Genomic DNA, 26,082 nt, shown 5'->3' with positions numbered 1-26,082 from the left:
CGCTATGATGGTCGGTCACCTTATCAGCGCCGCGATCCAGCCAAGACCATGACCGAGCCCCGCAAGATTCTCGTCACCAGCGCCCTGCCCTACGCCAACGGCTCCATCCACCTCGGCCACATGGTCGAGTACATCCAGACCGACATCTGGGCCCGCTTCCAGCGGCTACGCGGCAATCAGTGCATCTACGTCTGCGCCGACGACGCCCACGGCTCGGCCATCATGCTGCGCGCCGAGCGCGAGGGCATCACGCCCGAGCAGCTGATCGACAACGTCAAGCGCGAGCACAGCGCCGACTTCGCCGACTTCGGCGTGGCCTTCGACAACTTCCACTCCACCCATGCGGAAGAGAATCGCGAGCTGTCACGCGCCATCTACCTGAAGCTGCGCGAGAACGGCCACATCGCCACCCGTCCGGTCACCCAGTATTTCGACCCGGACAAGCAGATGTTCCTGGCCGACCGCTTCATCAAGGGCACCTGTCCCAAGTGTGGCAGCGCCGACCAGTACGGCGACAACTGCGAGAAGTGCGGCGCCACCTACGCGCCGACCGAACTGAAGGATCCCAAGTCGGCCATCTCCGGCGCGACCCCGGTGCTGCGCGAATCCGAGCACTTCTTCTTCAAGCTTCCCGACTTCGCCGAGATGCTCAAGGGCTGGACCCGTAGCGGCGCCTTGCAGGAGTCAGTGGCCAACAAGATCGCCGAATGGCTGGACGCCAGCCTGCAGGAATGGGACATCTCCCGCGATGCGCCCTACTTCGGCTTCGAGATTCCCGATGCCCCGGGCAAGTACTTCTATGTCTGGCTGGACGCGCCCATCGGCTACATGGCCAGCTTCAAGAATCTCTGCGATCGTCGCGACGACCTGGACTTCGACGCCTACTGGGCCAAGGACAGCGCGGCCGAGCTGTACCACTTCATCGGCAAGGACATCGTCAACTTCCATGCGCTGTTCTGGCCGGCCATGCTCGAAGGCGCCGGCTACCGCAAGCCTACGGCGCTGAACGTCCACGGTTTCCTTACCGTCGACGGCCAGAAGATGTCCAAGTCCCGCGGCACCTTCATCAAGGCGCGCACCTACCTGGATCATCTGAATCCCGAATACCTGCGCTACTACTTCGCCGCCAAGCTCTCGCGCCACGTCGAGGACATCGACCTGAACCTCGAGGACTTCGTGCAGAAGGTCAATTCCGACCTGGTGGGCAAGGTGGTCAACATCGCCAGCCGCTGCGCCGGCTTCATCCACAAGGGTAACGCCGGCCTGCTGGTGGACGCCCAGGCCGCCCCCGAGCTGGAAGCCGCCTTCCGCGCCGCCACGCCCAGCATCGCCGAGGCCTACGAGACCCGTGACTTCGGTCGTGCCATGCGCGAGATCATGGCCCTGGCCGACCGCGCGAACGCCTGGATCGCCGACAAGGCGCCCTGGAGCCTGGCCAAGCAGGACGGCAAGGCCGACGAAGTCCAGGCGATCTGCGCCCAGGGCATCGAGCTGTTCCGCCAGCTGGCGATCCTGCTCAAGCCAGTACTGCCCAACCTGACCGCCGCCGCCGAGGCCTTCCTCAATGTCGCCCCCCTGACCTGGGCCGACCTCGACACCCGCCTGGCCAATCATCAGCTCAATGCCTTCCAGCCCCTGCTCACCCGCATCGAACCCGCCAAGGTGCAGACCATGATCGACGCTTCCAAGGAAGACCTGGCCGCCCAGGCCACGGCCCAGCCCGCCGGCAATGGCGAACTGACCAAGGCCCCGCTGGCCGAGACCATTGATTTCGACACCTTCTCCAAGGTCGACCTGCGCATCGCCCTGATCGAAAAGGCCGAATTCGTCGAAGGCGCCGACAAGCTCCTGCGCCTGACCCTGGACATCGGCGATGCCAAGCGCAACGTCTTCTCCGGCATCAAGAGCGCCTACCCGGAGCCGAGTCAGCTCGAAGGCCGCCTGACCCTGTATGTCGCCAACCTGGCGCCGCGCAAGATGAAGTTCGGCGTCTCCGAAGGCATGGTCCTGGCCGCCGGCCCTGGCGGCAGCGAGATCCATCTGCTCAGCCCCGACAGCGGCGCCAAGCCCGGCCAGCGGGTGATGTGATTAGAGACGGCGCCCCAGGGCGCCGTTCTTCCCCCAGCCCCGACCTCGATCATGAACGCCCACGCTACCCTCATCACCGCCATCGACGCCCTGCTGCCCCAGACCCAGTGCGGCAAGTGCGGCCATCCCGGCTGCCAGCCCTATGCCGCCGGCATCGCCGCGGGCGAGGCGCACAACAAGTGCCCGCCCGGGGGCGCAGCCACCATCGTCGAGCTTTCGACCCTGCTGCAGCGCCCGACCCTGCCACTGGACTCGCCCTATCCGGTCACGCCCAGCCAGCGCGCGGTGATTCGCGAGGACGAATGCATCGGCTGTACCAAGTGCATCCAGGTCTGCCCCACCGACGCCATCCTTGGCGCGGCCAAGCTGATGCACACGGTCATCCAAAGCGAATGCAGTGGTTGCGAGCTGTGCCTGGCGCCCTGTCCGGTGGACTGCATCGATCTGGTGGCGGTACCGGCACCGGTCGATCGCCAGGCTGAACGTCAGCGCGCGCAGTACTACCGCAGCCGCTTTGACGCCCGCCAGGCACGCCTGCAGCGGGACCGCGAACGGCTGGACGCCGAGCGCCAGCGCCGTCAGGTGCCACCGGCGACCGCCACGGTTGCAGAGCCCCCCGCCACGGCGGAATCCTCGCTCAAGCCGCTGAAGATCGCTGCCGCCATGGCGCGCGTCGCCCTGCAGAAGGCCGAACGGCAACTGGTCCAATACGGTACGCCCGCGCTGGAAACCCAGGTGCAGCAGTTGCGTGAAGCCGCCCAGCAGGCCCAGGCGGCCCTGGACAACGCGCAGCAAGCGCCCTTCACTGCCAGCGCACCTGCCCTGGCGACGGCCGCTACCGATCCCGCCGCCCTCAAGCAGGCGCGGATCGCCGCCACCCTGGCGCGTGCCCAACTGACCAGGGCCGAACGTGCCTTTGGGGCCACGCCCACCGCTGAACAGCGCGAGCAGCTCGAAGCCCTGGGCAGCGCCGCGCAGCAGGCCGCCTCTCATCTCGCCGCCCTCGAAGAGCGAACCGCCCGATGAACGCCGCCAAACGCCTGGAAATCTTTCGTCGTCTGCACGAGGACAATCCCGACCCCAAGACGGAGTTGGCCTATGCCTCGCCCTTCGAGTTGCTGATCGCGGTGATCCTCTCCGCCCAGGCCACCGACGTCAGCGTCAACAAGGCCACCGCGCGCCTCTATCCGGTGGCCAACACGCCCCAGGCCATCCTTGACCTGGGCGTGGCAGGGCTGTCGGAGTACATCAAGACCATCGGCCTCTACAACAGCAAGGCCAAGAACGTCATCGAAACCTGCCGACTGCTGCTGGAGCGTCATGGCGGCGAGGTACCCCAGACCCGCGAAGCCCTGGAAGCCCTGCCCGGGGTCGGTCGCAAGACCGCCAACGTAGTGCTCAACACGGCCTTCCGGCAGATCGCCATGGCGGTGGATACCCACATCTTCCGGGTCAGCAACAGGACCAACCTGGCCCCCGGCAAGAACGTGGTGGAGGTCGAGCTCAAGTTGCTCAAGGTGGTGCCCAAGGATTACCTGCTGGATGCCCACCACTGGCTCATCCTGCATGGCCGCTACGTCTGCCAGGCGCGCAAGCCTCGCTGTGGCAGTTGCCGCATCGAGGACCTCTGCGAATACAAGGCAAAAACCTCGGACGATTGAAAAAGGGCTCACCAAAGCCCTTCAGCGATTGAAAAAATCTTTTTTACCGGCCCCTGCTTTGTCGCTATAAGGTGCGCGAAAAGGTCCCGCAGCCCTGTCGATGACTGGCGTGTGACCCTGTCCAGCCTTGCAGGAGTTACCAATGGCCGAAGACAAAAGCGATATCGATGTAGACGACGATTTCGAGAGCGATGGCGAAGCGCCCGAAACGGTGGAGCCTATCGTCAGCAAGACCAACCTGACCAAGCGGCGCCTGATCGACGACATGCTCGAGGAACGCCGCCTCAAGCGGCAGATCTCTGAGTACGACTTCGACCTCTAAGCCATAAAAAAACCCCAGCCTAGGCTGGGGTTTCGCATGGCGTCGCCACCCTTACAGCAGGGTGCGGCCCTTGCCCGCGGCAATGCGCATGCGCAGGGCGTTGAGCTTGATGAAGCCCGCCGCATCGGCCTGGTTGTAGGCGCCGCCGTCTTCTTCGAAGGTGGCGATGTTGGCGTCGAACAGCGACTCGTCGGATTTGCGGCCGACGACGATGACGTTGCCCTTGTACAGCTTCAGGCGTACCACGCCGTTCACGCTGGCCTGGGAGGCGTCGATCATCTTCTGCAGCATCAGCCGCTCCGGGCTCCACCAGTAGCCGGTGTAGATCAGGCTGGCGTACTTGGGCATCAGCTCGTCCTTGAGGTGGGCCACTTCGCGGTCGAGGGTGATGGACTCGATGGCGCGGTGCGCCTTGAGCATGATGGTGCCACCGGGGGTCTCGTAGCAGCCACGGGACTTCATGCCCACATAGCGGTTCTCGACGATGTCCAGACGGCCGATGCCGTTCTCGCCGCCGATGCGGTTGAGCTCGGCCAGCACGGTAGCCGGGCTCAGCTCCTTGCCATCGATGGCGACGATGTCACCGGCGCGGTAGGTCAGCTCGATGTAGGTCGGGGTGTCCGGCGCGGCTTCCGGGGACTTGGTCCAGCGCCACATGTCTTCTTCGTGCTCGGTCCAGGTGTCTTCCAGTACGCCACCCTCATAGGAGATGTGCAGGAGGTTGGCATCCATGGAGTACGGCGACTTCTTCTTGCCGTGGCGCTCTATCGGGATCTGGTGCTTTTCGGCGTAGTCCATCAGCTTCTCGCGGGAGAGCAGATCCCACTCGCGCCAGGGGGCGATCACCTTGACGCCCGGCTTGAGCGCATAGGCGCCCAGCTCGAAGCGCACCTGGTCGTTGCCCTTGCCAGTGGCGCCGTGAGAGATGGCGTCGGCGCCGGTCTCGTTGGCGATTTCGATCAGGCGCTTGGCGATCAGTGGACGGGCGATGGACGTACCCAGCAGGTACTCGCCTTCGTAGACGGTATTGGCACGGAACATCGGGTAGACGAAGTCGCGGACGAACTCTTCGCGCAGGTCGTCGATGTAGATTTCCTTGACGCCCATGGCCTGAGCTTTGACGCGTGCCGGTTCGACTTCCTCGCCCTGGCCGAGGTCAGCGGTGAAGGTCACCACTTCGCAGTTATAGGTATCCTGCAGCCACTTGAGGATCACCGAGGTGTCCAGGCCGCCGGAATACGCCAGGACTACCTTCTTCACATCCGCCATGCCGTTCGCTCCCGTGTGTTGCATTGAGTCGGAAAGCGGTAATTCTACTGGTGGTATCGCCGCTTTTACAGAGGCGCGACGCACTCTGATGTCTGGGCGACATGCGGTTGCAGCGGATCAGCCCTTGGGCTTGGCTGGCGGGGCGGGGGTCGGCGCCGGTGGCTCACTCGGATTGGCCGCGGTACTGGTGGTCGGCGCGGCCGCTGGCTCGCTGCTTGGCGGCACCCGCGAGAACATCAGGGTCACGCGCCGGTTGAGCGCCCGGTTGGTCTTGCTGCTGTTGGGTGCCAGCGGATACTGCTCGCCAAAGAAGCGCAACTCGATCTGCTCCGCGGGGAAGCCCTTGGCCTTGAGGTATTCCATCACGGCGATGGCACGCAGCCGGGATTCCTGGCGATTGTCCAGCCGGGTGCCCTGGTTGTCGCTGTAGCCCGAAACGATGACGTGGTTGACCGTTGGATCGGCCTTCAGGTACTCGTCGATGAGATCGAGCTTGGCCTTGGCGCTGTCGTCCAGGGTATCGCCACCGCCCGGGAAGCCGACCTGGGAATGGCGAATCTGCTCGAAGTTGACCGCCAGCAGCTTCTGGGTACAGGCCTGGAACTGCTGGTAGGCCGGCTCGAAGTGCACGGGCAGCAGCCGGACCTCGACGCGGTCATCCAGGGCACCCGGCCGACTGACCTGCGGCATGCGCCCTTCCATCAATCCCGCCAGCAGACGCTGAGCCTGCTGCGCGCTGGTCGTCAGGGCCTGCTCCCCCTCCACCACCTTGACCGAGCCGAGGCTGATGTCGCCAAGGCCTGGCTTCCAGGGCACCGCCGCGGCCTTGAGGCTGGCGCTGCCCGCCGGCAACCACTGACCGTTGGGGCGCAGCTCGAATACCGTGGCCTCGCCGGCGCGGCGCAAAAAACCACCGCTGCCGAAGCGCGGGATGGGTTGCAGCAGCCGACAGGCGAAGATGTCGCCCTCCACCTTCCACTCCACGCTCTCGAGCCGACTCTGGAAGGTCATCCCCCAGGCCGGAACGGCGAGCAGCAGACAGGAAAGGAAGAGGTAACGCGGGCGCACGTCGAGCTCCGGAAAGAAAAAAGTACCTGGGCTTCATATCGGTCAAGGGCGCGGAAAACTTGAGCGCGATCCCGCTGCACGGGTGCCGGCTACCCCCTTTTCCGGTAGCATTTCCCCACTTTCCCGCAGCCTGGAATCCCGCATGACCGACCGGATCACCCTTGCCCGTCCCGATGACTGGCACATTCACCTGCGCGACGGCGCCGCCCTGCCGCAGACCGTCGCCGACGCCGCCCGCGAATTCGGTCGCGCCATCGTCATGCCCAACCTGGTGCCACCGGTGCGCACTGCCGAGCAGGCCGCCGCCTACCGCGAGCGCATCCTGGCCGCGCGTCCGGCGGGCAGCCGCTTCGAGCCGCTGATGGTGCTCTACCTCACCGATCGCACCAGCCCGGAAGACGTGCGCAGCGCCAAGGCCAGCGGTTTCGTGCATGCCGCCAAGCTCTATCCGGCCGGGGCCACCACCAACTCCGACTCCGGGGTCACCTCCCTCGACAACCTCTTCCCGACCCTGGAAGCCATGGCTGAGATCGGCCTGCCGCTACTGGTGCATGGCGAGGTCACCCATGCCGAGGTGGATGTCTTCGACCGCGAGAAGAAATTCATCGACGAGCACCTGGTGCGTATCGTCCAGCGCTTCCCGACGCTGAAGGTGGTGTTCGAACACATCACCACGGGCGACGCCGCTGCCTTCGTGCGCGAGGCCCCGGCCAACGTGGGCGCCACCATCACCGTCCATCACCTGCTGTACAACCGCAACCACATGCTGGTGGGCGGCATCCGGCCGCATTTCTATTGCCTGCCGATCCTCAAGCGCAACACCCACCAGAGCGCCCTGCTGGACGCCGCCACCAGCGGCAACCCCAAGTTCTTCCTCGGCACCGACTCGGCGCCCCACGCCCGTCACGCCAAGGAAGCGGCCTGCGGTTGTGCCGGCTGCTATACCGCCTACGGTGCGCTCGAGCTCTATGCCGAAGCCTTCGAGAGCCGCGACGCCCTCGACCGCCTGGAAGGCTTCGCCAGCCACTTCGGCCCTGACTTCTATGGCCTGCCGCGCAACAACGAGACCGTAACCCTGGTGCGCGAGGACTGGCAGGCGCCGGCCTCCCTCCCCTTTGGCGATCACGAGGTGGTTCCCCTGCGCGCGGGCGAGACCTTGCGCTGGCGTCTGGAGGTGGGCGTATGAGCATGGATGAGACCTTCAGCGACGAACTGGATGCGAGCCAACCCATGTCCGACTCGCGCATCCCCATGGCGCGCCGCTTCCGCGGCTATCTGCCGGTGGTGATCGACGTCGAGACCGGCGGCTTCAACGCCGCCACCGATGCCCTGCTGGAAATCGCCGCCACCACCGTGGCCATGGACGAGGAAGGAGTGCTCTATCCGGATCACACCTATTTCTTCCGCGTCGAGCCCTTCGCTGGCGCCAATATCGAAGCTGCGGCGCTGGAGTTCACCGGCATCAAGCTCGACCATCCGCTGCGCATGGCAGTGGGCGAAGAGCAGGCGCTGAGCGAGATCTTCAAGGGTGTACGCAAGTCGCTCAAGGCCAGTGGCTGCAAGAGAGCCATCCTGGTCGGCCATAACAGCAGCTTCGACCTGGGCTTTCTCAATGCCGCGGTGCTGCGCTGCGGCCTGAAGCGCAACCCCTTCCACCCGTTCTCCAGCTTCGATACCGCCACCCTGGCCGGTCTGGCCTATGGTCAGACGGTACTGGCCAAGGCCTGCCAGGCGGCCGGCATCGAGTTCGACAATCGCGAAGCCCACTCGGCCCGTTACGACACCGAGAAGACCGCCGAGCTGTTTTGCGGCATCGTCAATCGGTGGCGAGAAATGGGCGGCTGGGTCGACCTGGACTGATCTGACAACCGCCTGTCGCCAAGGACGCCTTTAATGAGATTTTGCCGCCTACAACTTTGACAATCATTCTCATTGTCATTAGCTTTGGCGGCACCTCCACTCATACAGCAGGCGATCCATGTACGTGTGTCTTTGCCGTGGCGTGACCGACAAGCATATTCGCGAAGCCATCTATGAAGGCTGCTGCAGTTATCGGGAAGTCCGGGAAAGCACGGGTTGCGCCACCCAGTGCGGCAAGTGCGCCTGCCTCGCCAAGCAGGTCGTCAAGGAAACCCTCGGTGAGCTGCATGGTGCCCAGCAGCTCGCCTACGCCCTGGACGTCCCGCGCGCCTGAGCGACATCCCTGCAAAAAAAGCCGGACCTTGTGTCCGGCTTTTTTATTGTCTAATCAAACGCTTACGGAAAGGATGGAAAAGCTTTCGATTACCGTTCGATTTTCGTCGATTTTTCAACAACTTAAGCTTTTGACAAAGGGCCCTTCCACGCTCAGACTGCCGGCAATCCCACCCGATTTGCAGGTCCGGCCATGAAAGGCGATATCACCGTCATCCAGCATTTGAACAAGATCCTCGGCAACGAACTGGTGGCCATCAACCAGTATTTCCTGCACTCGCGGATGTACAACGACTGGGGTATCCGCAAGCTGGGTCATCACGAGTACAAGGAATCCATCGACGAGATGAAGCACGCCGATCGCCTGATCGAGCGCATCCTGTTCCTGGAAGGCCTGCCCAACCTGCAGGATCTGGGCAAGCTGATGATCGGCGAGAACACCCAGGAGATGATCCAGTGCGACCTGCGCCTGGAGATCAGCGCCGTGGCTGATCTGCGTGAAGCCATCACCTACTGTGAAAGCGTGCGGGACTACGTGAGCCGCGACATGCTCAAGAGCATCCTCGAATCCGAGGAAGAGCACATCGATTGGCTGGAAACCCAGCTGAGCCTCATCGCCAGCGTCGGGATCGAGAACTACATCCAGTCGCAGATGCACGACGACGATTGATCGAGCAGACGCCCATGAAAAAGCCCGCATGATGCGGGCTTTTTCATGGGCGGAGGACTCAGGCGTCCTTCTGCTCCACGGCCTGCTTGATCAGGGTCTGCAGCTCACCCTTCTCGTACAGCTCGGCCAGGATATCACTGCCGCCGACCAGCTCGCCGCCAACCCACAGCTGGGGAAAGGTCGGCCAGTTGGCGTACTTGGGCAGATTGGCGCGGATTTCCGGATTCTGCAGGATATCGACATAGGCGAATTTTTCGCCACAGGCCATCAGTACCTGAGCGGCACGGGAAGAGAAGCCGCACTGAGGCGCGTTCGGCGAACCCTTCATGTAGAGCAGCACAGGATTGTTGGCAATCTGGTCTTTGATGGTATCGATGATTTCCACGATGCACCTCGCTAATACGGTGGGACGATTGTAACGGAAAGGCCGGTGGAACGCCGGGATTTCCGCGACGTCCAGCCCGAAACAGGCGCGGCTCGACCTGCCAATCGACCACGCCCATTCAAGGCCGTTCGCTCCGCCGGCGGTGATTCGGTAGGCCACTTGGCAAACTTTGGCGGCGAGGCTGTGGTCAGGTTAAGGGTAGGCGCCACGTGATGCGCCTGATCCAAGACCCCAGGAGAACTCCATGAGCCTGTTCAGCAAGATCCTCTCGAAGCTCGGCATTGGTGAAGCCCACGCGGATACCCCCGCCGCAGCCCCCACCGCTGGCGCGACCGATACCGCCGCACCCGCCGGAAACCCGGCTTCGACCGGCAGCGCCGCCCCCATGAGCCAGGTGGACGTCGCCGCCAAGCTCGACGGCCTGGCCACCCAGAAAGGCGAACAGCTCAACTGGAAGACCTCCATCGTCGACCTGCTCAAGCTCCTCGACCTGGACAGCAGCCTGACCGCGCGCCAGGAACTGGCCAAGGAACTGAACTGCCCTGCCGACAAGATGAGTGACTCTGCCGAGATGAACATGTGGCTGCACAAGGCCGTCCTGCAGAAACTCGCCGACAATGGCGGCAACGTTCCCGCTGACCTGCTGTAAGCCCTGCCGGAGCACTTTGTCCGGAGTGCTCCCGACCTCTACCCCACCGCGCGTTGGCAGGCCTGAAAAGGTGCCAGCGTGCGATGGTGGTAAAATGCGACATGAACTTATACCATTTCGCCTTTGGTCTTTCCGCCGTGTAAAACGGCATGCTCTCAGGTTCGCCGCGCCCTTCACGGGTGGCCGTTACCGGGACGGGACGCTAGGGTAACGAAATGACGGTTCGCCACTTTCTCTCTTTCATGGATTGTTCCCCCGAGGAACTCCGGCAACTCATCGCACGCGGCATCGAACTCAAGGCGTTGCGCAACCAGGGCATGCTCCACGAGCCCCTGCGTAATCGCGTCCTGGGCATGATCTTCGAGAAGGCCTCGACCCGTACCCGCCTCTCTTTCGAGGCCGGCATGATCCAGCTCGGCGGCCAGGCGATCTTCCTGTCCTCCCGCGATACCCAACTCGGCCGCGGCGAGCCAGTCCCGGACAGTGCTCGGGTCATGTCCAGCATGCTCGATGGCGTGATGATCCGCACCTATGCCCACGAGATGCTGACCACCTTCGCGGCCAACTCCCAGGTACCGGTGATCAATGGCCTGTCGGACGACCTGCATCCCTGCCAGCTGCTGGCGGACATGCAGACCTTCTTCGAACACCGGGGCGACATCCGCGGCAAGACCGTGGCCTGGATCGGCGATGGTAACAACATGTGCAACAGCTACATCGAGGCGGCCGAGCAACTCGACTTCACCCTGCGCATCGCCTGCCCGGAGGGCTATGAGCCCAATCCGCGCTTTCTCGAACGCGCCGGTGATCGGGTTCAGCTGACCCGGGATCCGCGTGAGGCCGTGGCCCAGGCGCACCTCGTCAGTACCGACGTCTGGACCTCCATGGGGCAGGAAGAGGAAACCCGCCTGCGTCTGGCAGCCTTCAAGCCCTATCAGGTCAATGCCGAACTGCTCGACGGCGCCGCCGAGGACGTGCTGTTCATGCACTGCCTGCCGGCCCACCGTGGCGAGGAGATCAGCCATACCCTGCTGGACGATCCCCGAGCCGTGGTCTGGGACGAAGCCGAAAATCGCCTCCACGCCCAGAAGGCGCTGCTCGAATTCCTCATCGCACCGCCGCTGCACGCCTGAGGACGCTAGCCGCCTTGGATGCGCCAGGCATCCGAGGCGGCCGGTTCACAGCAGCAGCTGGCCCCTGAATACGGTGACCGCGCGTCCGGCGATACTCACCCGGTCTCCGTCGAGCCGACACCAGAGCTGACCTCCCCGCGCCGAGAGCTGTTGTGCGGTAAGCATCCGCTTGGCCAGCCGTCGCGACCAATAGGGGATCAGGCTGCAATGGGCCGAGCCGGTGACCGGATCCTCGTCCACACCGACTGCCGGCGCGAAGAAGCGCGAGACGAAGTCGACGTCCCGCCCCCGGGCAGTGACGATGACGCCCTGCCAGGGCAGCCTGGCGATGGCGGTCAGGTCCGGCTTGCACTCGCGCACGGCCTCCTCCGACTCCAGCAGCACCAGCAGCTTGTCCGCCGCCAGGGCATCCACGGGCGAGACTCGCAGGGCTCGCTCCAGCTCAGGGGTCACACCCAGCTCCGAGGGGACCAGTGCCGGAAAATCGAGCGCCAGCAGCCCCTTGGTCTCGCGAAACACCCGCAACACACCGGACTGGCTGATGAACTCCAGCCGATCGCCTGCTTCCCCATAGCTTTCGAACAGCACATGGGCAGCGGCCAGGGTGGCATGGCCACACAGCGGCACCTCAACGCGCGGGGTGAACCAGCGGATCCGCCAGGTCTCGCCCTCACGCACCACGAAGGCGGTTTCCGATAGGTTGTGCTCGGTGGCGATCCGTTGCAGCAGATCGTCGGCAGGCCAGCTGTCCAGGCGGTACACGGCCGCAGGGTTGCCACGAAAGGGTTGATCGGTGAAGGCATCGACCTGATGAAATTCTAGGGACATGCGCGCTACCTGGGCAGAAAGAAAGAACAGCAGGCGTGAGGTCGCGTAAGCACCTGGTCTCAGACAGGCTCTGGCAGCGACATCATTACTTCAGACCTGATAACGGGCAGGTTGTCGCTCGGGCCCATATGACCAAAGTAGCAGGCGGCGTCGCATTGGCAATGAATTGTCGAACGTCGTCACTGTTTTTGCGCTCAGGAGCTTTGACAGTTTTCATATTTGAAATTAGATTTTCGGTTGCGAACAAATGGCTCTAGGGCCACCTATAAATACAACAACCATGAGGCTCCCCCATGAGTACTCTTCTCGCTCCAACTCTACGCGGTCAATGCATCGCCGAATTCCTCGGTACTGCCCTGCTCATCTTCTTCGGTACCGGTTGCGTGGCGGCGGCGAAAGTCGGCGGTGCCACCCTTGGGCTGTGGGAAATCAGTATCATCTGGGGCGTCGGCGTGAGCATGGCGGTCTATCTATCCGCCGGTGTTTCCGGTGCGCACCTGAGCCCGGCGGTCACCATCGCCCTCTGGTTGTTCGGTGGCTTCGAAAGACGCAAGGTTCCGGCCTACATCCTGGCCCAGGTCGCCGGTGCCTTCTGCGGCGCGGCGCTGGTCTACGGCCTCTACAGCAGCCTGTTTTTCGATTATGAACAGGCGCACCACATGGTCCGCGGCAGCCAGGCGAGCCTGGAGCTGGCCGGTGTTTTCTCGACCTATCCCCATCCGTCCCTGTCGATCGGTCAGGCCTTCCTGGTCGAGGCCGTCATCACCGCCATTCTGCTGGCCATGATCATGGCCCTCACCGACGACGGCAACGGCCTGCCCCGCGGTCCTCTCGCACCTCTGCTGATCGGTCTGCTGATCGCCGTCATCGGCGGTTCCATGGGCCCGCTGACCGGTTTCGCCATGAACCCGGCTCGGGATTTCGGGCCCAAGCTGATGACCTTCTTCGCGGGCTGGGGTGAGATCGCCTTCACCGGCGGCCGCGACATCCCCTACTTCCTGGTACCCATCTTCGGCCCCATCGTCGGTGCCTGCCTGGGCGCCGCTGGTTACAAGGCGCTGATCTGCCGTCACCTGCCCGGCCTGGCCTCGGGTGCCTGCGATGTTCCGGCCAAGGCCGAGGCAAGCGCCCGTACCGAAGTGAACTCCGCTTCCAAAGCGTCCTGATCGCCGCGAATCACAATAAGGAACACGACCATGACCGACCAGAACAAGCAGTACATCGTCGCGCTCGACCAGGGCACTACCAGCTCCCGCGCCATAGTCCTGGACCGCAACGCCAACGTGGTGACCATCGCCCAGCGCGAATTCGCGCAGATCTATCCGCAGGCTGGCTGGGTAGAACATGATCCGATGGAAATCTGGGCAACCCAGAGCGCCGTCTTCGTCGAGGCCCTGGCCCAGGCCAGCATCAGCAACGAGCAGATCGCGGCCATCGGCATCACCAACCAGCGCGAAACCGCCATCGTCTGGGACAAGACCACCGGCCGTCCCATCTACAACGCCATCGTCTGGCAGAGCCGCCAGAGCACCGCGATCTGCGACCAGCTCAAGCGTGATGGCATGGAAGACCATATCCGCAAGACCACGGGCCTGGTGATCGACCCCTATTTCTCGGGCACCAAGATCAAGTGGATCCTCGATCACGTGGAAGGCAGCCGCGAGCGCGCCCGCCGTGGGGAGCTGCTGTTCGGCACCGTGGACACCTGGCTGATCTGGAAGATGACCCAGGGCAAGGCCCATGTGACCGACTACACCAACGCCTCGCGCACCCTGCTGTTCGATATCCACAAGCGTGAGTGGGATGCCACCATGCTCGAGGTGCTGGATATCCCCCGCGAGATGCTGCCGGAGGTGAAGTCGTCTTCCGAGGTCTATGGGCATGCGCACCTGGGCAGCACCCAGACCACCGGCATCCCGATCGCCGGTATCGCCGGTGACCAGCAGGCGGCGCTGTTCGGCCAGATGTGCGTGGAGCCAGGCCAGGCCAAGAACACCTATGGCACCGGCTGCTTCCTGCTGATGAACACCGGGGAGAAGGCGGTGCAGTCCCAGCACGGCCTGCTGACCACCATCGCCTGCGGTCCCCGCGGCGAGGTCAACTATGCCCTGGAAGGCGCCATCTTCAACGGCGGCTCCACCGTGCAATGGCTGCGCGACGAACTCAAGGTGATCAACGATTCCCTGGACTCCGAGTACTTCGCCACCAAGGTGACCGACAGTAACGGCGTCTACCTGGTCCCGGCCTTCACCGGTCTGGGCGCGCCCTATTGGGACCCCTATGCCCGGGGCGCCCTGTTCGGCCTGACCCGTGGCGTCAAGGTGGATCACATCATCCGCGCCACCCTGGAATCCATCGCCTTCCAGACCCGCGACGTGCTGGACGCCATGCAGCAGGACGCCGGTGAAGCCCTGAAGTCGCTGCGCGTGGACGGTGGCGCGACCGCCAACAACTTCCTCATGCAGTTCCAGGCGGATGTGCTCGGCACTCGCGTCGAGCGGCCGGAAATGAAGGAGACCACCGCCCTGGGCGCGGCCTATCTCGCCGGCCTCGCCACCGGCTTCTGGAGCAGCCTGGACGAGTTGCGCAGCAAGAGCACCATCGAGCGGGTCTTCGAACCGGCCTGTGACCCGAGCAAGAGAGACACCCTGTACAAGGGCTGGAAGAAAGCCGTCGAGCGGACCCGCGGTTGGGCACTCGACTGACAGCGAAACGACCGGCGTCTTCCGACGCCGGTCTTGCTTTGCGCGACAAGCGCTTTCCACTATGAACGACCTACGGCATCCTCTGTGAATTTACTCGATCACCTCAAGGAAGCCGTAATGAGCCTGGCGCCTCGCCAACAGCAGATTCTCGAACTGGTTCGTGAGCGTGGCTACGTCAGCATCGAAGAGCTGGCCCAGCATTTCTCCGTGACCCCCCAGACGATCCGTCGTGACATCAATCAGCTCGCCGAAGCCGGCCTGCTGCGACGCTACCATGGCGGCGCCGCCCATGATTCCAGCGTGGAAAATACCGAATACAGCATGAGGGCCGGTCAGATGCGCGAGGAAAAGCGCCTGATCGCCGAAGCCGTGGCCGCCGCCGTACCCGACCACGCCTCGCTGTTCATCAACATCGGTACCACCACCGAGGCCATCGCCCATGCCCTGCTCGGGCATCGCAGCCTCAAGATCATCACCAACAACCTCCATGTGGCCAACATCCTCAGCGCCAAGGACGATTTCGACGTCCTCATTGCCAGCGGCAAGGTACGCAGCGACGGTGGCGTGGTGGGTCAGGCTACCGCTGACTTCATCAAGCAGTTCAAGGTCGATTACGCCCTGGTTGGCATCAGCGGCATCGACGAGGACGGCACCCTGCTGGATTTCGACTATCAGGAAGTCTGCGTCTCCCAGGCCATCATCCATAATGCCCGCCAGGTGTTTCTCGCCGCCGACTCCAGCAAATTCGGCCGCAACGCCATGATTCGACTGGGCAGCCTTGAACAGATCGATCAGCTCTTCACCGAGCAGGAACCCTCGCCCGCCTTCGCTCGCTGCCTGCGCGAGTGGCAGGTCAAGGTGGAAGTAGCACGCTCGCGCTAGCCCGAGGGGGCGACCATTCGTCGCCTCGCCCTCCTCAATATTCGTTTTTTTTCGTTTTAGCGGTCTGAAGACACAGGCTTGGCTAGAACCTGTGTTTTTGCTGGGCTATTATGTTCGAAACCGAATAATTATGTTCGTTTCACAGGAGGCATCATGGCCCAGGCATCCACTGCAACTCCCCGGACTTACGATCTCGCCGTCATCGGTGGTGGTATCAATGGCGTAGGCATTGCGGCCGATGCAGCGGGTCGTGGACTGTCGGTGTTTCTCTGTGAACGCGACGATCTGGCGAGTCACACCTCTTCCGCCAGCAGCAAGCTGATCCACGGTGGCCTCCGCTATCTGGAACACCACGAATTCCGCCTGGTGCGTGAAGCCCTGGCCGAGCGCGAGGTGTTGCTGGCCAAGGCGCCGCATATCGTCAAGCCCATGCGCTTCGTCCTGCCGCACCGCCCGCACCTGCGGCCGGCCTGGATGATCCGTGCTGGCCTCTTCCTTTATGACCACCTGGGCAAGCGGGAAAAGCTGCCGGGCTCCCGTGGTCTCAAGTTCGACGCACAAGGACCGCTCAAGGCCGAGATCAAGCGCGGCTTCGAATATTCCGATTGCTGGGTGGACGATGCGCGCCTGGTGGTGCTCAACGCCATGCAGGCGCGCGACAAGGGTGCCGACATCGTGACCCGTACCCGTTGCGTCAGCGCCCGCCGGGTTGACGGTCATTGGGACGTCGAGATCGAGGGCCCTCAGGGCCGTCGGCAGATTCGTGCCAAGGCGCTGGTGAACGCGGCAGGCCCCTGGGTCGCCAGCTTCATTCGCCAGGACCTGCAGCAGAAGTCGCCCTATGGCATCCGCCTGATCCAGGGCAGCCATGTCATCGTGCCCAAGCTGTATGAAGGCGACCAGGCCTACATCATGCAGAACGAAGACCGCCGCATCGTCTTCGCCATCCCCTACCTGGGCCAGTACACCATGGTCGGCACCACGGATCGCGAATACCAGGGCGACCCGGCCAAGGTGACCATCACCGATCAGGAAATCGACTATGTGCTGGGCGTGGCCAATGCTCACTTCCGCAAGCAACTCAGCCGTGACGATGTCCTGCACACCTTCTCTGGTGTCCGTCCGCTGTGCGACGACGAGTCGGACAATCCTTCCGCCATCACTCGCGACTACACCCTGTCGCTGGCTGAAGAACAGGGCGCGCCGCTGCTGTCGGTATTCGGTGGCAAGCTGACCACCTACCGCAAGCTCGCCGAGTCGGCGATGGCGCAGCTGCAGCCCTTCTTCCCCAAGCTCGGCACCAGCTGGACAGCCTCCGCACCGCTGCCCGGTGGCGAAAATATGACCACGCCGCAGGCGCTGACTCGTGAATTGCTGGACAAGGTCAGTGGCCTGACGCCTGCCCTGGCGCAGCGCTGGGCGACCACCTACGGCAGTCGCGTCTGGACCCTGCTGGGTGATTCGCGCTCGGTCGAGGACCTGGGTGCGGTGCTGGGCGCTGATCTCCATGTGCGCGAGGTGGAATACCTGCAACGCCACGAGTGGGTCACCAGTGCGGATGACGTGCTCTGGCGACGGACCAAGCTGGGCCTGGTATTCACCGATGCCGAGCGGGCTGCGCTGGAAGACTTCCTCGCGCATTCGGGACCGGCCCAGGCCGCCAAGGACAGCAACGCTGCCTGAAGAAAGCTTTTCCTGAGCGGGTTATCCGCTCAGGGATCGCCATGTTCTCCACAACGCCAGACACTGCAACAGCTTGCCAAGCGCGGTAGAGCATAGGCAGCACCATGAAAAGTCTTCATGATGCGCCTTTATGTCCAGTGCCAGCGCCATGTTCGAACTTCGCCACCTGAAAACCCTGCATGCTCTCCGCGAATCCTCCAGCCTGGTGGAAGCAGCCGAGCGTCTGCACCTGACCCAATCCGCCCTCTCCCACCAGTTCAAGGAACTGGAAGAGCGCCTGGGCACCCCGCTGTTCATTCGCAAGACCAAGCCCATTCGCTTCACCAGTGCCGGCCTGCGGCTGCTGCAGACCGCCGATGCGGTATTGCCCCACTTGCGCAGTGCCGAGCGAGACCTGGCACGACTGGTGGGCGGAACGGCGGGTCGGCTGCACATGGCCATCGAATGCCACAGCTGCTTCCAGTGGCTGATGCCCACCATCGATCAATTTCGTGATTCCTGGCCGGAAGTGGAGCTGGACCTGGCCTCCGGTTTCTCCTTCGCCCCCTTGCCCGCCCTGGCCCGAGGCGATCTGGATCTGGTGGTGACAGCCGATCCGGTGGATCTTTCGGGCGTCACCTACGTGCCGCTGTTCACCTACGAAGCCCTGCTGGCGGTGGCCAACCAGCATCCGCTGGCACAGCGTCCCTTCATCGTGCCCGGGGATCTCGCTCAGGAGACCCAGATCACCTATCCGGTGGAACGCGATCGGCTGGATATCTTCACCCGCTTTCTCGATCCGGCCGATGTCGAGCCGCTGTCGATTCGCACGGCGGAAATGACGGTGATGATGCTGCAACTGGTGGCGTCGGGTCGCGGGGTCTGCTGCTTGCCCAACTGGGCGATCCACGAATACAGCTCGCGCGGCTATGTCACGGCGCGCCGACTGGGAGAGAAGGGACTCTATGCGACGCTCTATGCGGCGATCCGCGAAGACATGCTGGAGGCGCCCTTCATGCAGGATTTCCTGCTGACCGCCAAGGACACCTCCTTCGCCACCCTCGAAGGGGTCAGCAGCGCACGCTGAGTCGGCGCGCTGCTCGTGGGACGCTTACTTGCTGTTGCCCCCCGGGAAGCCGGCGAACTTCTTGTTGAAGCTCGAGACGCGGCCTTCGACCTTCATCTGACGCTGCTCGCCGGTGTAGATTGGGTGCGAGGCGCTGGACACGTCGAGGCTGATGTAGGGATACGTCTGACCTTCGTATTCCTGGGTGCGGTCGCTCTCGGCGGTGGAGCGAATCAGGAAATAGGTGTCCGACGTGGTGTCGTGGAACAGCACAGGACGGTAGTTGGGATGGATACCGGGTCTCATGAAGGCTCTCCTGATCTGGAGCACCGATGACAGGATGTCTTCGGCACATTAAAGATACATTATAACATATTGAATCCGATCCGGCAGCCCCACCTGTGACGGTGGCGGCAGCCACGGCCATTCGCATGGAACCATCCGCCGTGCCCGGGGCTCGTAACCTGAGGCCCTGACCGGCGGCACCCCACCCTCTCTGAGACCTGCTGTCGGTCGATGCGTGCGTTCAGACCTGGAGCGCCAGACAGACGACCTGTCCGCTCCACGCCTCCCACACGCACAGCGCCATTGCATTGGCTTCTCAAGGATCGCGAGAAGTCCACACGCATTGGATGCGCACGCCGGGTTCGGGATTGAACTCACCGCGCCGCATCCCAAGGATTCAAGAGGCACAGAACCATGTGCGGCATCGCCGGAGAGCTTCGTTTCGATCAACAACCCGCAGCCATCAGCGTGGTGGAGCGCATTACCCACCGCCTCGAACAGCGCGGACCCGATGCCTGGGGCTTCCACAGCCAGGGACCGGTCGCCCTGGGCCATCGCCGGCTGAAGATCATGGATCTGGCGGAAGCTTCGGGCCAACCCATGATCGAGCCGGTACTAGGTCTGTCCATGGTGTTCAACGGCGCCATCTACAACTATCCCGAACTGCGTACCGAGCTGGAAGCCAAGGGTTATAGCTTTTATTCCGGGGGTGACACCGAGATCCTGCTCAAGGCTTATCACGCCTGGGGCAAGGATATGCTGCCCAAGCTCAACGGCATGTTCGCCTTCGCCATCTGGGAGCGAGACAGCGGTCGGCTATTCATCGCCCGGGATCGCCTGGGTATCAAGCCGCTGTATCTGTCGTTCACCGACAAGCGCCTGAGATTCGCCTCCAGCCTGCCTGCCCTGCTGGAAGCCGGCGACGTCGACACAAGCATCGATCCGGTCGCGCTCAACCACTACCTGAACTTCCATGCCGTGGTGCCAGCGCCGCGCACCATCCTGAAGGGCGTGCAGAAGCTGCCGCCAGCGACTTGGATGACCGTGGATGCCTCGGGCCAGCAGCATAAGGAGACCTGGTGGAACCTGGACTACGGCCCCCGTGAAGACGAGCGCCGCTACACCCTGGACGATTGGGCCGAACGGGTCCTGCATGGCATCAAGGATGCCGTCGCGGTCCGCCAACGCGCCGCGCGCGAGGTGGGCGTGTTGCTGTCGGGGGGCGTGGATTCCAGCCTGCTGGTCGGCCTGCTGCACGATTCGGGCGTCAAGGACCTGCTGACCTTCTCCATCGGCTTCGAGGATGCCGGTGGCGAGCGCGGCGACGAATTCAAGTATTCGGATCTGATCGCCAACCACTATGGCACTCGCCACCACCAGTTGCGCATTGCCGAAGACGAGATCATCCAGCAGCTGCCGCGCGCCTTCTCGGCCATGAGCGAGCCCATGGTGAGCCACGATTGCATCGCTTTCTACCTGCTCTCCCGTGAGGTCTCCAAGCACTGCAAGGTGGTCCAGAGCGGTCAGGGCGCGGACGAACTCTTCGCCGGCTATCACTGGTATCCCCAGGTGCATGGCGCTGCCGATCCCTTCGCCGCCTACCGCGCCGCCTTCTTCGACCGCGACTACGCCCAGTACGCCGCCACCGTGCAGGCGGGTGTACGCCTGGAGGAAGACGCCGCCGAAGCCTTCGTCCGTCAGCACTTCGCCAAGCCGGGCGCCAGCGCCGGGGTCGACAAGGCCCTGCGCCTGGACAGCACCGTGATGCTGGTGGATGACCCGGTCAAGCGGGTCGACAACATGACCATGGCCTGGGGCCTGGAAGCTCGAGTGCCCTTCCTCGACTATCGCCTGGCCGAACTCTCGGCACGCATTCCCGCCGAGTTCAAACTGGGCGACGGCGGCAAGCAGGTACTCAAGGCCGCCGCGCGCAAGGTCATTCCTCAGGAGGTGATCGACCGACCCAAGGGGTATTTCCCGGTACCGGGCCTCAAGCACCTGGAAGGCAATACCCTGACCTGGGTACGCGAGCTGCTGCTGGACCCCAGTCAGGATCGCGGTCTGTTCGACACCGCCGAGATCGATCGCCTGCTGACCAATCCGGCCGATCGCATCACGCCCCTGCGTGGTTCCAAGCTCTGGCAACTCGCCGCGCTCAACCTCTGGATGAGCGAACACGGACTGTGAGGGTGCACAAGGCATGAAAGCGACCAGCTACAACCAGCGCCTCCAGCGTGCCCAGACGCCCTCCTACGAACGGCTGCAGGCACGCCTGGCGGAAGGCGACCATCCGACCTCCCAGCCGCTCTGCCTTCATTGCGGCTGGGGAAGGCTGCTCGTTGGCCATACCTATCCCGATCCCGCCAGTCTGGCCAAGGAGCTGCTCACCGAAACGCCGGGCGAGCGCGACATCGCGCTCTACGTGGCCGCACCGCATCAGGTGCTGGCCCAGGCGCCACAGCAGCTGTTTCTCGATCCTAGCGATACCCTGCGGGTCTGGTTCAGCGACTATCGCCCGGCGCGCCGGATCTATCGCGGCTTTCGTATCCGCCGCGCCTGCTCCGCGCAAGACTGGAGCGAGATCAACCGGCTCTATCAGCAGCGACACATGCTGCCCGTCGACACCGAGCGGCTGACGCCCCGGCACAAGGGCGGTCCGGTCTACTGGCTGGCGGAAGACGATGACAGCGGCGCCATCATCGGCTCCGTGATGGGCCTCAATCACGTCAAGGCCTTCCGGGATCCCGATGGCGGCTCCTCGCTGTGGTGCCTGGCGGTCTCGCCCGAGTGCAGCCGGCCCGGTGTCGGCGAGGCGCTGGTTCGCCATCTGATCGAACACTATGCCAGCCGCGGCCTGGCCTATCTGGACCTGTCGGTATTGCATGACAACCTGCAGGCCAAGCGACTCTACGACAAGCTGGGTTTCCGTCAGCTGCAGACCTTCGCCATCAAATGCAAGAACGGCATCAATCAGACGCTGTTCCTCGGTCCCGGCCCTGCCGCCGAACTGAATCCCTATGCACGGATCATTGTCGACGAAGCCTTGCGGCGTGGCATCGAGGTGCAGGTGGACGATGCCGAAGGGGGTCTTTTCACCCTGATCCAGGGCAACAGGCGCATCCGTTGCCGCGAATCCCTCACCGATCTCACCTCCGCCGTGACCATGACCCTCTGCGCCGACAAGGTGCTAACCAGTCGCACCCTGGCCCGTGCCGGGCTGAAGGTACCGGAGCAGCAACTGGCTGGCAGCGAGGAAGACAACACTGCCTTTCTGGAAAAGCATGGCGCCCTGGTGGTCAAACCGGTCAATGGCGAACAGGGCAAGGGCGTGGCCGTGGATATCCGCGACGCCGAGCACCTTGCCACCGCCATCCAGGCGGCGCAGCGCCATGATGATCGCGTGCTGCTGGAAAGCTTTCACCAGGGCCTCGATCTGCGCGTGGTGGTCATTGGCCACGAAGTGGTGGCTGCCGCCATCCGCCGCCCGGCGGAAATCGTCGGCGATGGCCAGCATAGCGTCAGGGACCTGATCGAAGCCCAGAGCCGCCGCCGCCAGGCAGCTACCGGCGGCGAGTCGCGCATCCCGATGGACGAGGAAACCGAGCGCGCCATCCGCGGCGCCGGTCACGACTGGGACAGCGTGCTGCCCGCCGGCACCCACTTGGCCGTGCGCAAGACGGCCAATCTGCACACTGGCGGCATCCTGGAGGATGTCACCGATAGCCTGCATCCGGTGCTCGCCGACGCGGCCATCCAGGCCGCGCGCGCATTGGACATCCCCGTCACCGGCATGGACCTGCTGGTCCCCGCCGCCGACTCACCCGACTACGTCATCATCGAAGCCAACGAACGTCCGGGCCTGGCCAATCACGAGCCACGCCCCACCGCCGAACGCTTCATCGACCTGTTGTTCCCGCTATCCCGGGAGGTTCCGCTATGAATCGATTGCCTGAACCCGATCTGGATTACCTACGCAAGGTCCTGCTGGACCTGCTGGCGATTCCCAGCCCCACCGGTTTCACCGACACCATCGTCATGTACGTCGCCGAACGGCTCAATGAGCTCGACATCCCCTTCGAGCTCACACGGCGTGGCACCATCCGCGCCACCATCAAGGGCCACAAGGAGAGTCCGGACCGGGCGGTCTCCGCGCACCTGGACACCATCGGTGCCATCGTCCGCGAGATCAAGGACAACGGTCGCCTGGGCCTGGCGGCCGTAGGCCACTGGTCCAGCCGCTTCGCTGAAGGCAGTCGGGTCAGCCTGTTCACTGACGATGGCACCCTGAGGGGTAGCGTACTGCCGCTCCTGGCCTCCGGTCATGCCTTCAATACCGAGATCGACAAGATGCCGGTGACCTGGGATCACATCGAGCTACGCCTCGATGCCGTGACCAAGAGCCGCCACGAGACCGAGCAGCTGGGCGTGCAGGTCGGCGACTTCGTCGCCTTCGATCCGCTGCCGGAATTCACCGACAGCGGCTACATCAGCTCGCGCCACCTGGACGACAAGGCGGGCGTGGCTGCCCTGCTCACCGCCTTGAAGATGCTCAAGGAAACCGGCCAGACCCCACCCATCGACTGCCATCCGCTGTTCACCATCACCGAAGAAGTGGGTTCGGGGGCTGCCGGTGCCCTGCCCTGGGACGTCAGCGAATTCGTCGGTATCGACATCGCCCCGGTCGCGCCGGGTCAGAGGTCCGACGAGCATCGGGTCAGCGTCGCCATGCAGGACTCCGCGGGCCCCTACGACTATCACCTGTCGCGGCACCTGCTACGCCTGGCGCAACGCAATGACATCCCGGTCCGGCGCGACCTATTCCGCTACTACTACAGCGACGCCCATTCGGCGATCAGCTCCGGCCAGGACGTACGGGTCGCTCTGCTCGCCTTTGGCTGCGATGCCACCCACGGCTACGAGCGCACCCATATCGTCAGCCTGGCGGCGCTCAGTCAGCTGTTGACCGGCTACATGCTCAGCCCACCGGTGTTCGACAGCGATGCCCAGCCCGCCGACAGTTCGCTGGACCGCTTTGGTCATCAGCTGCTGCCGGAGGACACCCAGATGGACAACCAGACGCATCTGCCGCCCCTGGAAGAGGTCGTCGGCGACAGCAGCAAATAGCGTTCGACTATCGCGCCTGGGGTATCCTGGGCGCCTTTTTCCAGGCACCTCTCCATGATCATCCCCCACGACCAGCTCGCTGCCGCCACCCTCGACAACCTGCTGGAAGACTTCGTTACCCGCGACGGTACCGACAACGGTGACGAGACGCCCCTGGCGACCCGCACCCAACGCGCCCGACGCGCGCTGGAAACCGGCGAAGCCGTCATCCTCTTCGATCCGGACAGCGCCCTGTGCCAGCTGGTGCTAAGGCGCGATGTCCCACCGGAGTTGCTCGCCGACTAGGCTTCTACCGGCCTGCTAGGCGCTGCCCCGCGGCGCCAGCAGGATCACCAGCGCCCCCACCACGCAGAGCAGGCCACCCGCCAGGTCCGTCCAGGTCGGGCGAGTGCGCTCGACCAGCGCCAGCCAACCCAGCGAGGCCACTACATAGATGCCGCCATAGGCGGCATAGGCGCGACCGGCGTAGGCCGATTCGATACGGGTCAGCAGCAAGGCGAAGAGCACCAGGCTGGCGAGACCCGGGACTATCCACCAGGGACTGCGATCCAGACGCAGCCAGAGCCAGAAGGCGTAGCAGCCCGCGATCTCGAACAGCGCGGCCAGCAGGAACCACAGATAGTTCAGCATGAGGCCGCGCCATCCTCCTGGCGGTAGGGCAAGGCTTCGGCGGCTTGTCGGGCATAAGCCTGGACCCCTGCTCGCTCCTGATCGAGAAACTCGGCCACGGCCGCTCTGAGCCCCGGATGCACCAGGTAGTGCCAGGAACGGGTCAGCGTAGGTTCGAAGCCGCGAATCAGCTTGTGCTCGCCCTGGGCGCCGGCATCGAAGCGCTGCAGTCCTTCGGCGATGGCGTACTCGATGCCCTGATAGAAGCAGGTCTCGAAATGCAGCTGGTCGAACTCCTGCAGGCAGCCCCAGTAGCGACCATAGAGGGTGTCGCCGTCTCTCAGGTAGAAGGCCATGGCTACCGGCCGGCTGCCCTGGCGCACCAGCACCACACGAATGGCCTCGGGCAGCCGTTCCGCCAGCAGGCTGAAGAAGGCGCGTGTCAGATAGGGATCCTGGCCGCGCACCTCATAGGTATTGGCATAGCAGGCATAGACGAAGTCCCACTCCGCCTCGCTCAACTCATCGCCCTTGCGCCACTCGAAACTCACCCCCAGGCCAGCAACCTGATCGCGCTCCTTGCGCAGCTGCTTGCGCTTGCGCGAGGTCAGGGCGGCGAGGAAATCGCCATAGTCGCGGTAGCCGCGGTTATGCCAGTGAAACTGGCAACCGAGGCGGGCCAGCCAGCCATCGCGATCCTGCAGCACGGCATCGGCCTTGGGGTCGGTGAAGTTGACGTGCAGGCTGGAGAGCTCCAGACCGGCCAGGCTGCCCGTGGTGGCGTCGAGCAGGGTCGCGCAGGCGGCTGGCTCACCCAGCAGGCGCGCGCCTTGTACCGGGGAGAAGGGCACGGCAGCCAGCAGCTTGGGATAGTAGTCAATCCCGGCCCTGCGGCAGGCGTCGGCCCAGGCCCAGTCGAAGACGTATTCGCCATAGGAGTGCGCCTTGAGATAGGCCGGCATCGCGGCGAGCAGCTGTCCCTGGGCATCCTTGAGGATCTGGTGCGCCGGCTGCCAGCCGGTCCCCTGCCCCAGGCTGCCACTGTCTTCCAGGGTGGAGAGGAATTCATGCCGCAGAAAGGGCTGGTCGTCCACCAGCAAACCGTTCCACTGCTCGGCAGACACCTGGGCCAGGCTGTAGAGATACTCGACGATCATCCCACTCCCCTTGCTTGGACTCGGCGTACAGGTCTAACACAATTCAATGCCCTGACGGGCACCTGGGAAAGACCCTGGTGAATGGCTTTCGTGCGGACGAAAAAAAACCGCCGTGAGGCGGTTTTTTTCGAGTGTGGCGTCCCCTAGGGGACTCGAACCCCTGTTACCGCCGTGAAAGGGCGGTGTCCTAGGCCACTAGACGAAGGGGACGTTACCCTGGTGCGACCCTTGCGGATCACGAAATTGGTGGAGCTAGACGGGATCGAACCGTCGACCTCTTGCATGCCATGCAAGCGCTCTCCCAGCTGAGCTATAGCCCCAAGTAC

At 63.8% G+C, this 26,082-nt stretch carries 25 protein-coding genes, 2 tRNA genes and 1 pseudogene; 19 read left to right on the top strand and 9 right to left on the bottom strand.

Going from position 1 to position 26,082, the window contains the following annotated elements:
* Positions 1 to 48: 48 nt before the first annotated feature.
* From metG to ACUCV0_RS03575, 4 genes and pseudogenes are all read left to right on the top strand, one after another.
* Positions 49 to 2,088, top strand: a complete 2,040-nt coding sequence (metG, locus tag ACUCV0_RS03590) for a methionine--tRNA ligase (RefSeq protein WP_482212017.1) — start codon at positions 49 to 51, stop codon at positions 2,086 to 2,088.
* A 30-nt stretch (positions 2,089 to 2,118) separates the two neighbouring features.
* Positions 2,119 to 3,114, top strand: a pseudogene (locus ACUCV0_RS03585) (RnfABCDGE type electron transport complex subunit B); the annotation flags it as partial.
* Complete coding sequence (nth, locus tag ACUCV0_RS03580; RefSeq protein ID WP_482212016.1) at positions 3,111 to 3,749, top strand: endonuclease III; 639 nt, start codon at positions 3,111 to 3,113, stop codon at positions 3,747 to 3,749. The pseudogene ACUCV0_RS03585 and the gene nth, both read left to right, overlap by 4 nt.
* A 142-nt stretch (positions 3,750 to 3,891) precedes the next feature.
* Entirely contained in the window at positions 3,892 to 4,071 is a 180-nt protein-coding gene (locus ACUCV0_RS03575) for a PA3496 family putative envelope integrity protein (protein ID WP_482212015.1), read from the top strand.
* A 51-nt stretch (positions 4,072 to 4,122) separates the two neighbouring features.
* Here the strand turns inward: ACUCV0_RS03575 and ACUCV0_RS03570 are convergent, their stop codons facing one another.
* Entirely contained in the window at positions 4,123 to 5,340 is a 1,218-nt protein-coding gene (locus tag ACUCV0_RS03570; protein ID WP_439000828.1) for an argininosuccinate synthase, read from the bottom strand.
* A gap of 117 nt (positions 5,341 to 5,457) precedes the next feature.
* The gene (locus ACUCV0_RS03565) at positions 5,458 to 6,408 is read right to left on the bottom strand and encodes a flagellar protein MotY (protein WP_482212014.1); all 951 of its coding nucleotides are present in this window, start codon (positions 6,406 to 6,408) and stop codon (positions 5,458 to 5,460) included.
* Between the two features lie 142 nt (positions 6,409 to 6,550).
* On the opposite strand from ACUCV0_RS03565, the gene pyrC reads away from it, so the two are divergent.
* The 4 genes from pyrC to bfr all read left to right on the top strand — a co-directional run bounded on the left by pyrC (position 6,551) and on the right by bfr (position 9,271).
* Entirely contained in the window at positions 6,551 to 7,594 is a 1,044-nt protein-coding gene (pyrC, locus tag ACUCV0_RS03560) for a dihydroorotase (RefSeq protein ID WP_482212013.1), read from the top strand.
* A 2-nt stretch (positions 7,595 to 7,596) separates the two neighbouring features.
* Entirely contained in the window at positions 7,597 to 8,268 is a 672-nt protein-coding gene (rnt, locus tag ACUCV0_RS03555; protein WP_420480510.1) for a ribonuclease T, read from the top strand.
* Between the two features lie 118 nt (positions 8,269 to 8,386).
* The gene (locus tag ACUCV0_RS03550) at positions 8,387 to 8,602 is read left to right on the top strand and encodes a bacterioferritin-associated ferredoxin (protein WP_026083759.1); all 216 of its coding nucleotides are present in this window, start codon (positions 8,387 to 8,389) and stop codon (positions 8,600 to 8,602) included.
* Positions 8,603 to 8,794: 192 nt separating this feature from the next.
* Entirely contained in the window at positions 8,795 to 9,271 is a 477-nt protein-coding gene (gene bfr / locus ACUCV0_RS03545; protein WP_017640309.1) for a bacterioferritin, read from the top strand.
* A gap of 58 nt (positions 9,272 to 9,329) precedes the next feature.
* On the opposite strand, the gene grxD is transcribed toward bfr, so the two are convergent.
* Positions 9,330 to 9,656, bottom strand: coding sequence for a Grx4 family monothiol glutaredoxin (grxD, locus tag ACUCV0_RS03540; protein WP_059314417.1), 327 nt, complete (start codon positions 9,654 to 9,656; stop codon positions 9,330 to 9,332).
* A gap of 244 nt (positions 9,657 to 9,900) precedes the next feature.
* On the opposite strand from grxD, the gene ACUCV0_RS03535 reads away from it, so the two are divergent.
* Together ACUCV0_RS03535 and argF are read left to right on the top strand one after the other, a co-directional pair.
* On the top strand, positions 9,901 to 10,305 hold the full coding sequence (locus ACUCV0_RS03535; RefSeq protein ID WP_482212012.1) for a DUF3597 domain-containing protein: 405 nt from the start codon (positions 9,901 to 9,903) through the stop codon (positions 10,303 to 10,305).
* A gap of 215 nt (positions 10,306 to 10,520) precedes the next feature.
* Entirely contained in the window at positions 10,521 to 11,438 is a 918-nt protein-coding gene (gene argF / locus ACUCV0_RS03530) for an ornithine carbamoyltransferase (RefSeq protein WP_059314415.1), read from the top strand.
* 45 nt (positions 11,439 to 11,483) lie between these two features.
* Here the strand turns inward: argF and ACUCV0_RS03525 are convergent, their stop codons facing one another.
* A complete protein-coding gene (locus tag ACUCV0_RS03525; RefSeq protein WP_482212011.1) occupies positions 11,484 to 12,266 on the bottom strand; it encodes a PhzF family phenazine biosynthesis protein in 783 nt (260 codons plus the stop codon).
* Positions 12,267 to 12,559: 293 nt separating this feature from the next.
* On the opposite strand from ACUCV0_RS03525, the gene ACUCV0_RS03520 reads away from it, so the two are divergent.
* The 5 genes from ACUCV0_RS03520 (at position 12,560) to metR (ending at position 18,602) form a co-directional block, all read left to right on the top strand.
* Positions 12,560 to 13,432: an MIP/aquaporin family protein gene (locus tag ACUCV0_RS03520; RefSeq protein ID WP_323148942.1), complete on the top strand. Its 873-nt coding sequence runs from the start codon at positions 12,560 to 12,562 to the stop codon at positions 13,430 to 13,432.
* Positions 13,433 to 13,462: 30 nt separating this feature from the next.
* Complete coding sequence (gene glpK / locus ACUCV0_RS03515) at positions 13,463 to 14,971, top strand: glycerol kinase GlpK (protein WP_059314412.1); 1,509 nt, start codon at positions 13,463 to 13,465, stop codon at positions 14,969 to 14,971.
* A gap of 117 nt (positions 14,972 to 15,088) precedes the next feature.
* Complete coding sequence (locus tag ACUCV0_RS03510) at positions 15,089 to 15,853, top strand: DeoR/GlpR family DNA-binding transcription regulator (protein WP_059314411.1); 765 nt, start codon at positions 15,089 to 15,091, stop codon at positions 15,851 to 15,853.
* A gap of 153 nt (positions 15,854 to 16,006) precedes the next feature.
* Positions 16,007 to 17,536, top strand: coding sequence for a glycerol-3-phosphate dehydrogenase (gene glpD / locus ACUCV0_RS03505; RefSeq protein ID WP_313648887.1), 1,530 nt, complete (start codon positions 16,007 to 16,009; stop codon positions 17,534 to 17,536).
* Between the two features lie 148 nt (positions 17,537 to 17,684).
* On the top strand, positions 17,685 to 18,602 hold the full coding sequence (gene metR, locus ACUCV0_RS03500; protein ID WP_323148952.1) for a transcriptional regulator MetR: 918 nt from the start codon (positions 17,685 to 17,687) through the stop codon (positions 18,600 to 18,602).
* A gap of 24 nt (positions 18,603 to 18,626) precedes the next feature.
* On the opposite strand, the gene ACUCV0_RS03495 is transcribed toward metR, so the two are convergent.
* Positions 18,627 to 18,887 carry a type B 50S ribosomal protein L31 gene (locus ACUCV0_RS03495; RefSeq protein WP_059314409.1) on the bottom strand — a complete coding sequence of 87 codons (261 nt, stop codon included), beginning with the start codon at positions 18,885 to 18,887 and terminating at the stop codon, positions 18,627 to 18,629.
* Between the two features lie 393 nt (positions 18,888 to 19,280).
* Between ACUCV0_RS03495 and ACUCV0_RS03490 the strand changes: the two genes are divergently transcribed.
* From ACUCV0_RS03490 to ACUCV0_RS03475, 4 genes are read left to right on the top strand one after another with little or no spacing between them, the layout of a single operon-like run.
* Positions 19,281 to 21,053, top strand: coding sequence for an N-acetylglutaminylglutamine amidotransferase (locus tag ACUCV0_RS03490; RefSeq protein WP_482212010.1), 1,773 nt, complete (start codon positions 19,281 to 19,283; stop codon positions 21,051 to 21,053).
* A 13-nt stretch (positions 21,054 to 21,066) separates the two neighbouring features.
* The gene (ngg, locus tag ACUCV0_RS03485; RefSeq protein WP_313648885.1) at positions 21,067 to 22,806 is read left to right on the top strand and encodes an N-acetylglutaminylglutamine synthetase; all 1,740 of its coding nucleotides are present in this window, start codon (positions 21,067 to 21,069) and stop codon (positions 22,804 to 22,806) included.
* Entirely contained in the window at positions 22,803 to 23,990 is a 1,188-nt protein-coding gene (locus ACUCV0_RS03480) for an osmoprotectant NAGGN system M42 family peptidase (RefSeq protein ID WP_059314406.1), read from the top strand. Before ngg ends, ACUCV0_RS03480 begins: the two co-directional genes overlap by 4 nt.
* 54 nt (positions 23,991 to 24,044) lie before the next feature.
* Positions 24,045 to 24,275, top strand: a complete 231-nt coding sequence (locus tag ACUCV0_RS03475; RefSeq protein WP_313648884.1) for a YheU family protein — start codon at positions 24,045 to 24,047, stop codon at positions 24,273 to 24,275.
* A gap of 15 nt (positions 24,276 to 24,290) precedes the next feature.
* Here the strand turns inward: ACUCV0_RS03475 and ACUCV0_RS03470 are convergent, their stop codons facing one another.
* The 4 genes from ACUCV0_RS03470 to ACUCV0_RS03455 all read right to left on the bottom strand — a co-directional run bounded on the left by ACUCV0_RS03470 (position 24,291) and on the right by ACUCV0_RS03455 (position 26,076).
* Positions 24,291 to 24,620 (bottom strand): YnfA family protein, encoded by a 330-nt coding sequence (locus tag ACUCV0_RS03470; RefSeq protein WP_323148938.1) that lies wholly within the window; start codon positions 24,618 to 24,620, stop codon positions 24,291 to 24,293.
* A complete protein-coding gene (locus ACUCV0_RS03465) occupies positions 24,614 to 25,756 on the bottom strand; it encodes a GNAT family N-acetyltransferase (RefSeq protein WP_434776295.1) in 1,143 nt (380 codons plus the stop codon). The genes ACUCV0_RS03470 and ACUCV0_RS03465 overlap by 7 nt, the downstream gene beginning before the upstream one ends.
* A 134-nt stretch (positions 25,757 to 25,890) precedes the next feature.
* Positions 25,891 to 25,966: transfer RNA gene (locus ACUCV0_RS03460), tRNA-Glu, on the bottom strand.
* 34 nt (positions 25,967 to 26,000) lie between these two features.
* Positions 26,001 to 26,076 (bottom strand) — tRNA-Ala (locus tag ACUCV0_RS03455).
* Between the last annotated feature and the right edge of the window lie 6 nt (positions 26,077 to 26,082).

The organism is Pseudomonas sp. VMV1, from assembly GCF_056790235.1.
This window is presented reverse-complemented; position numbering and strand designations above follow the sequence as displayed.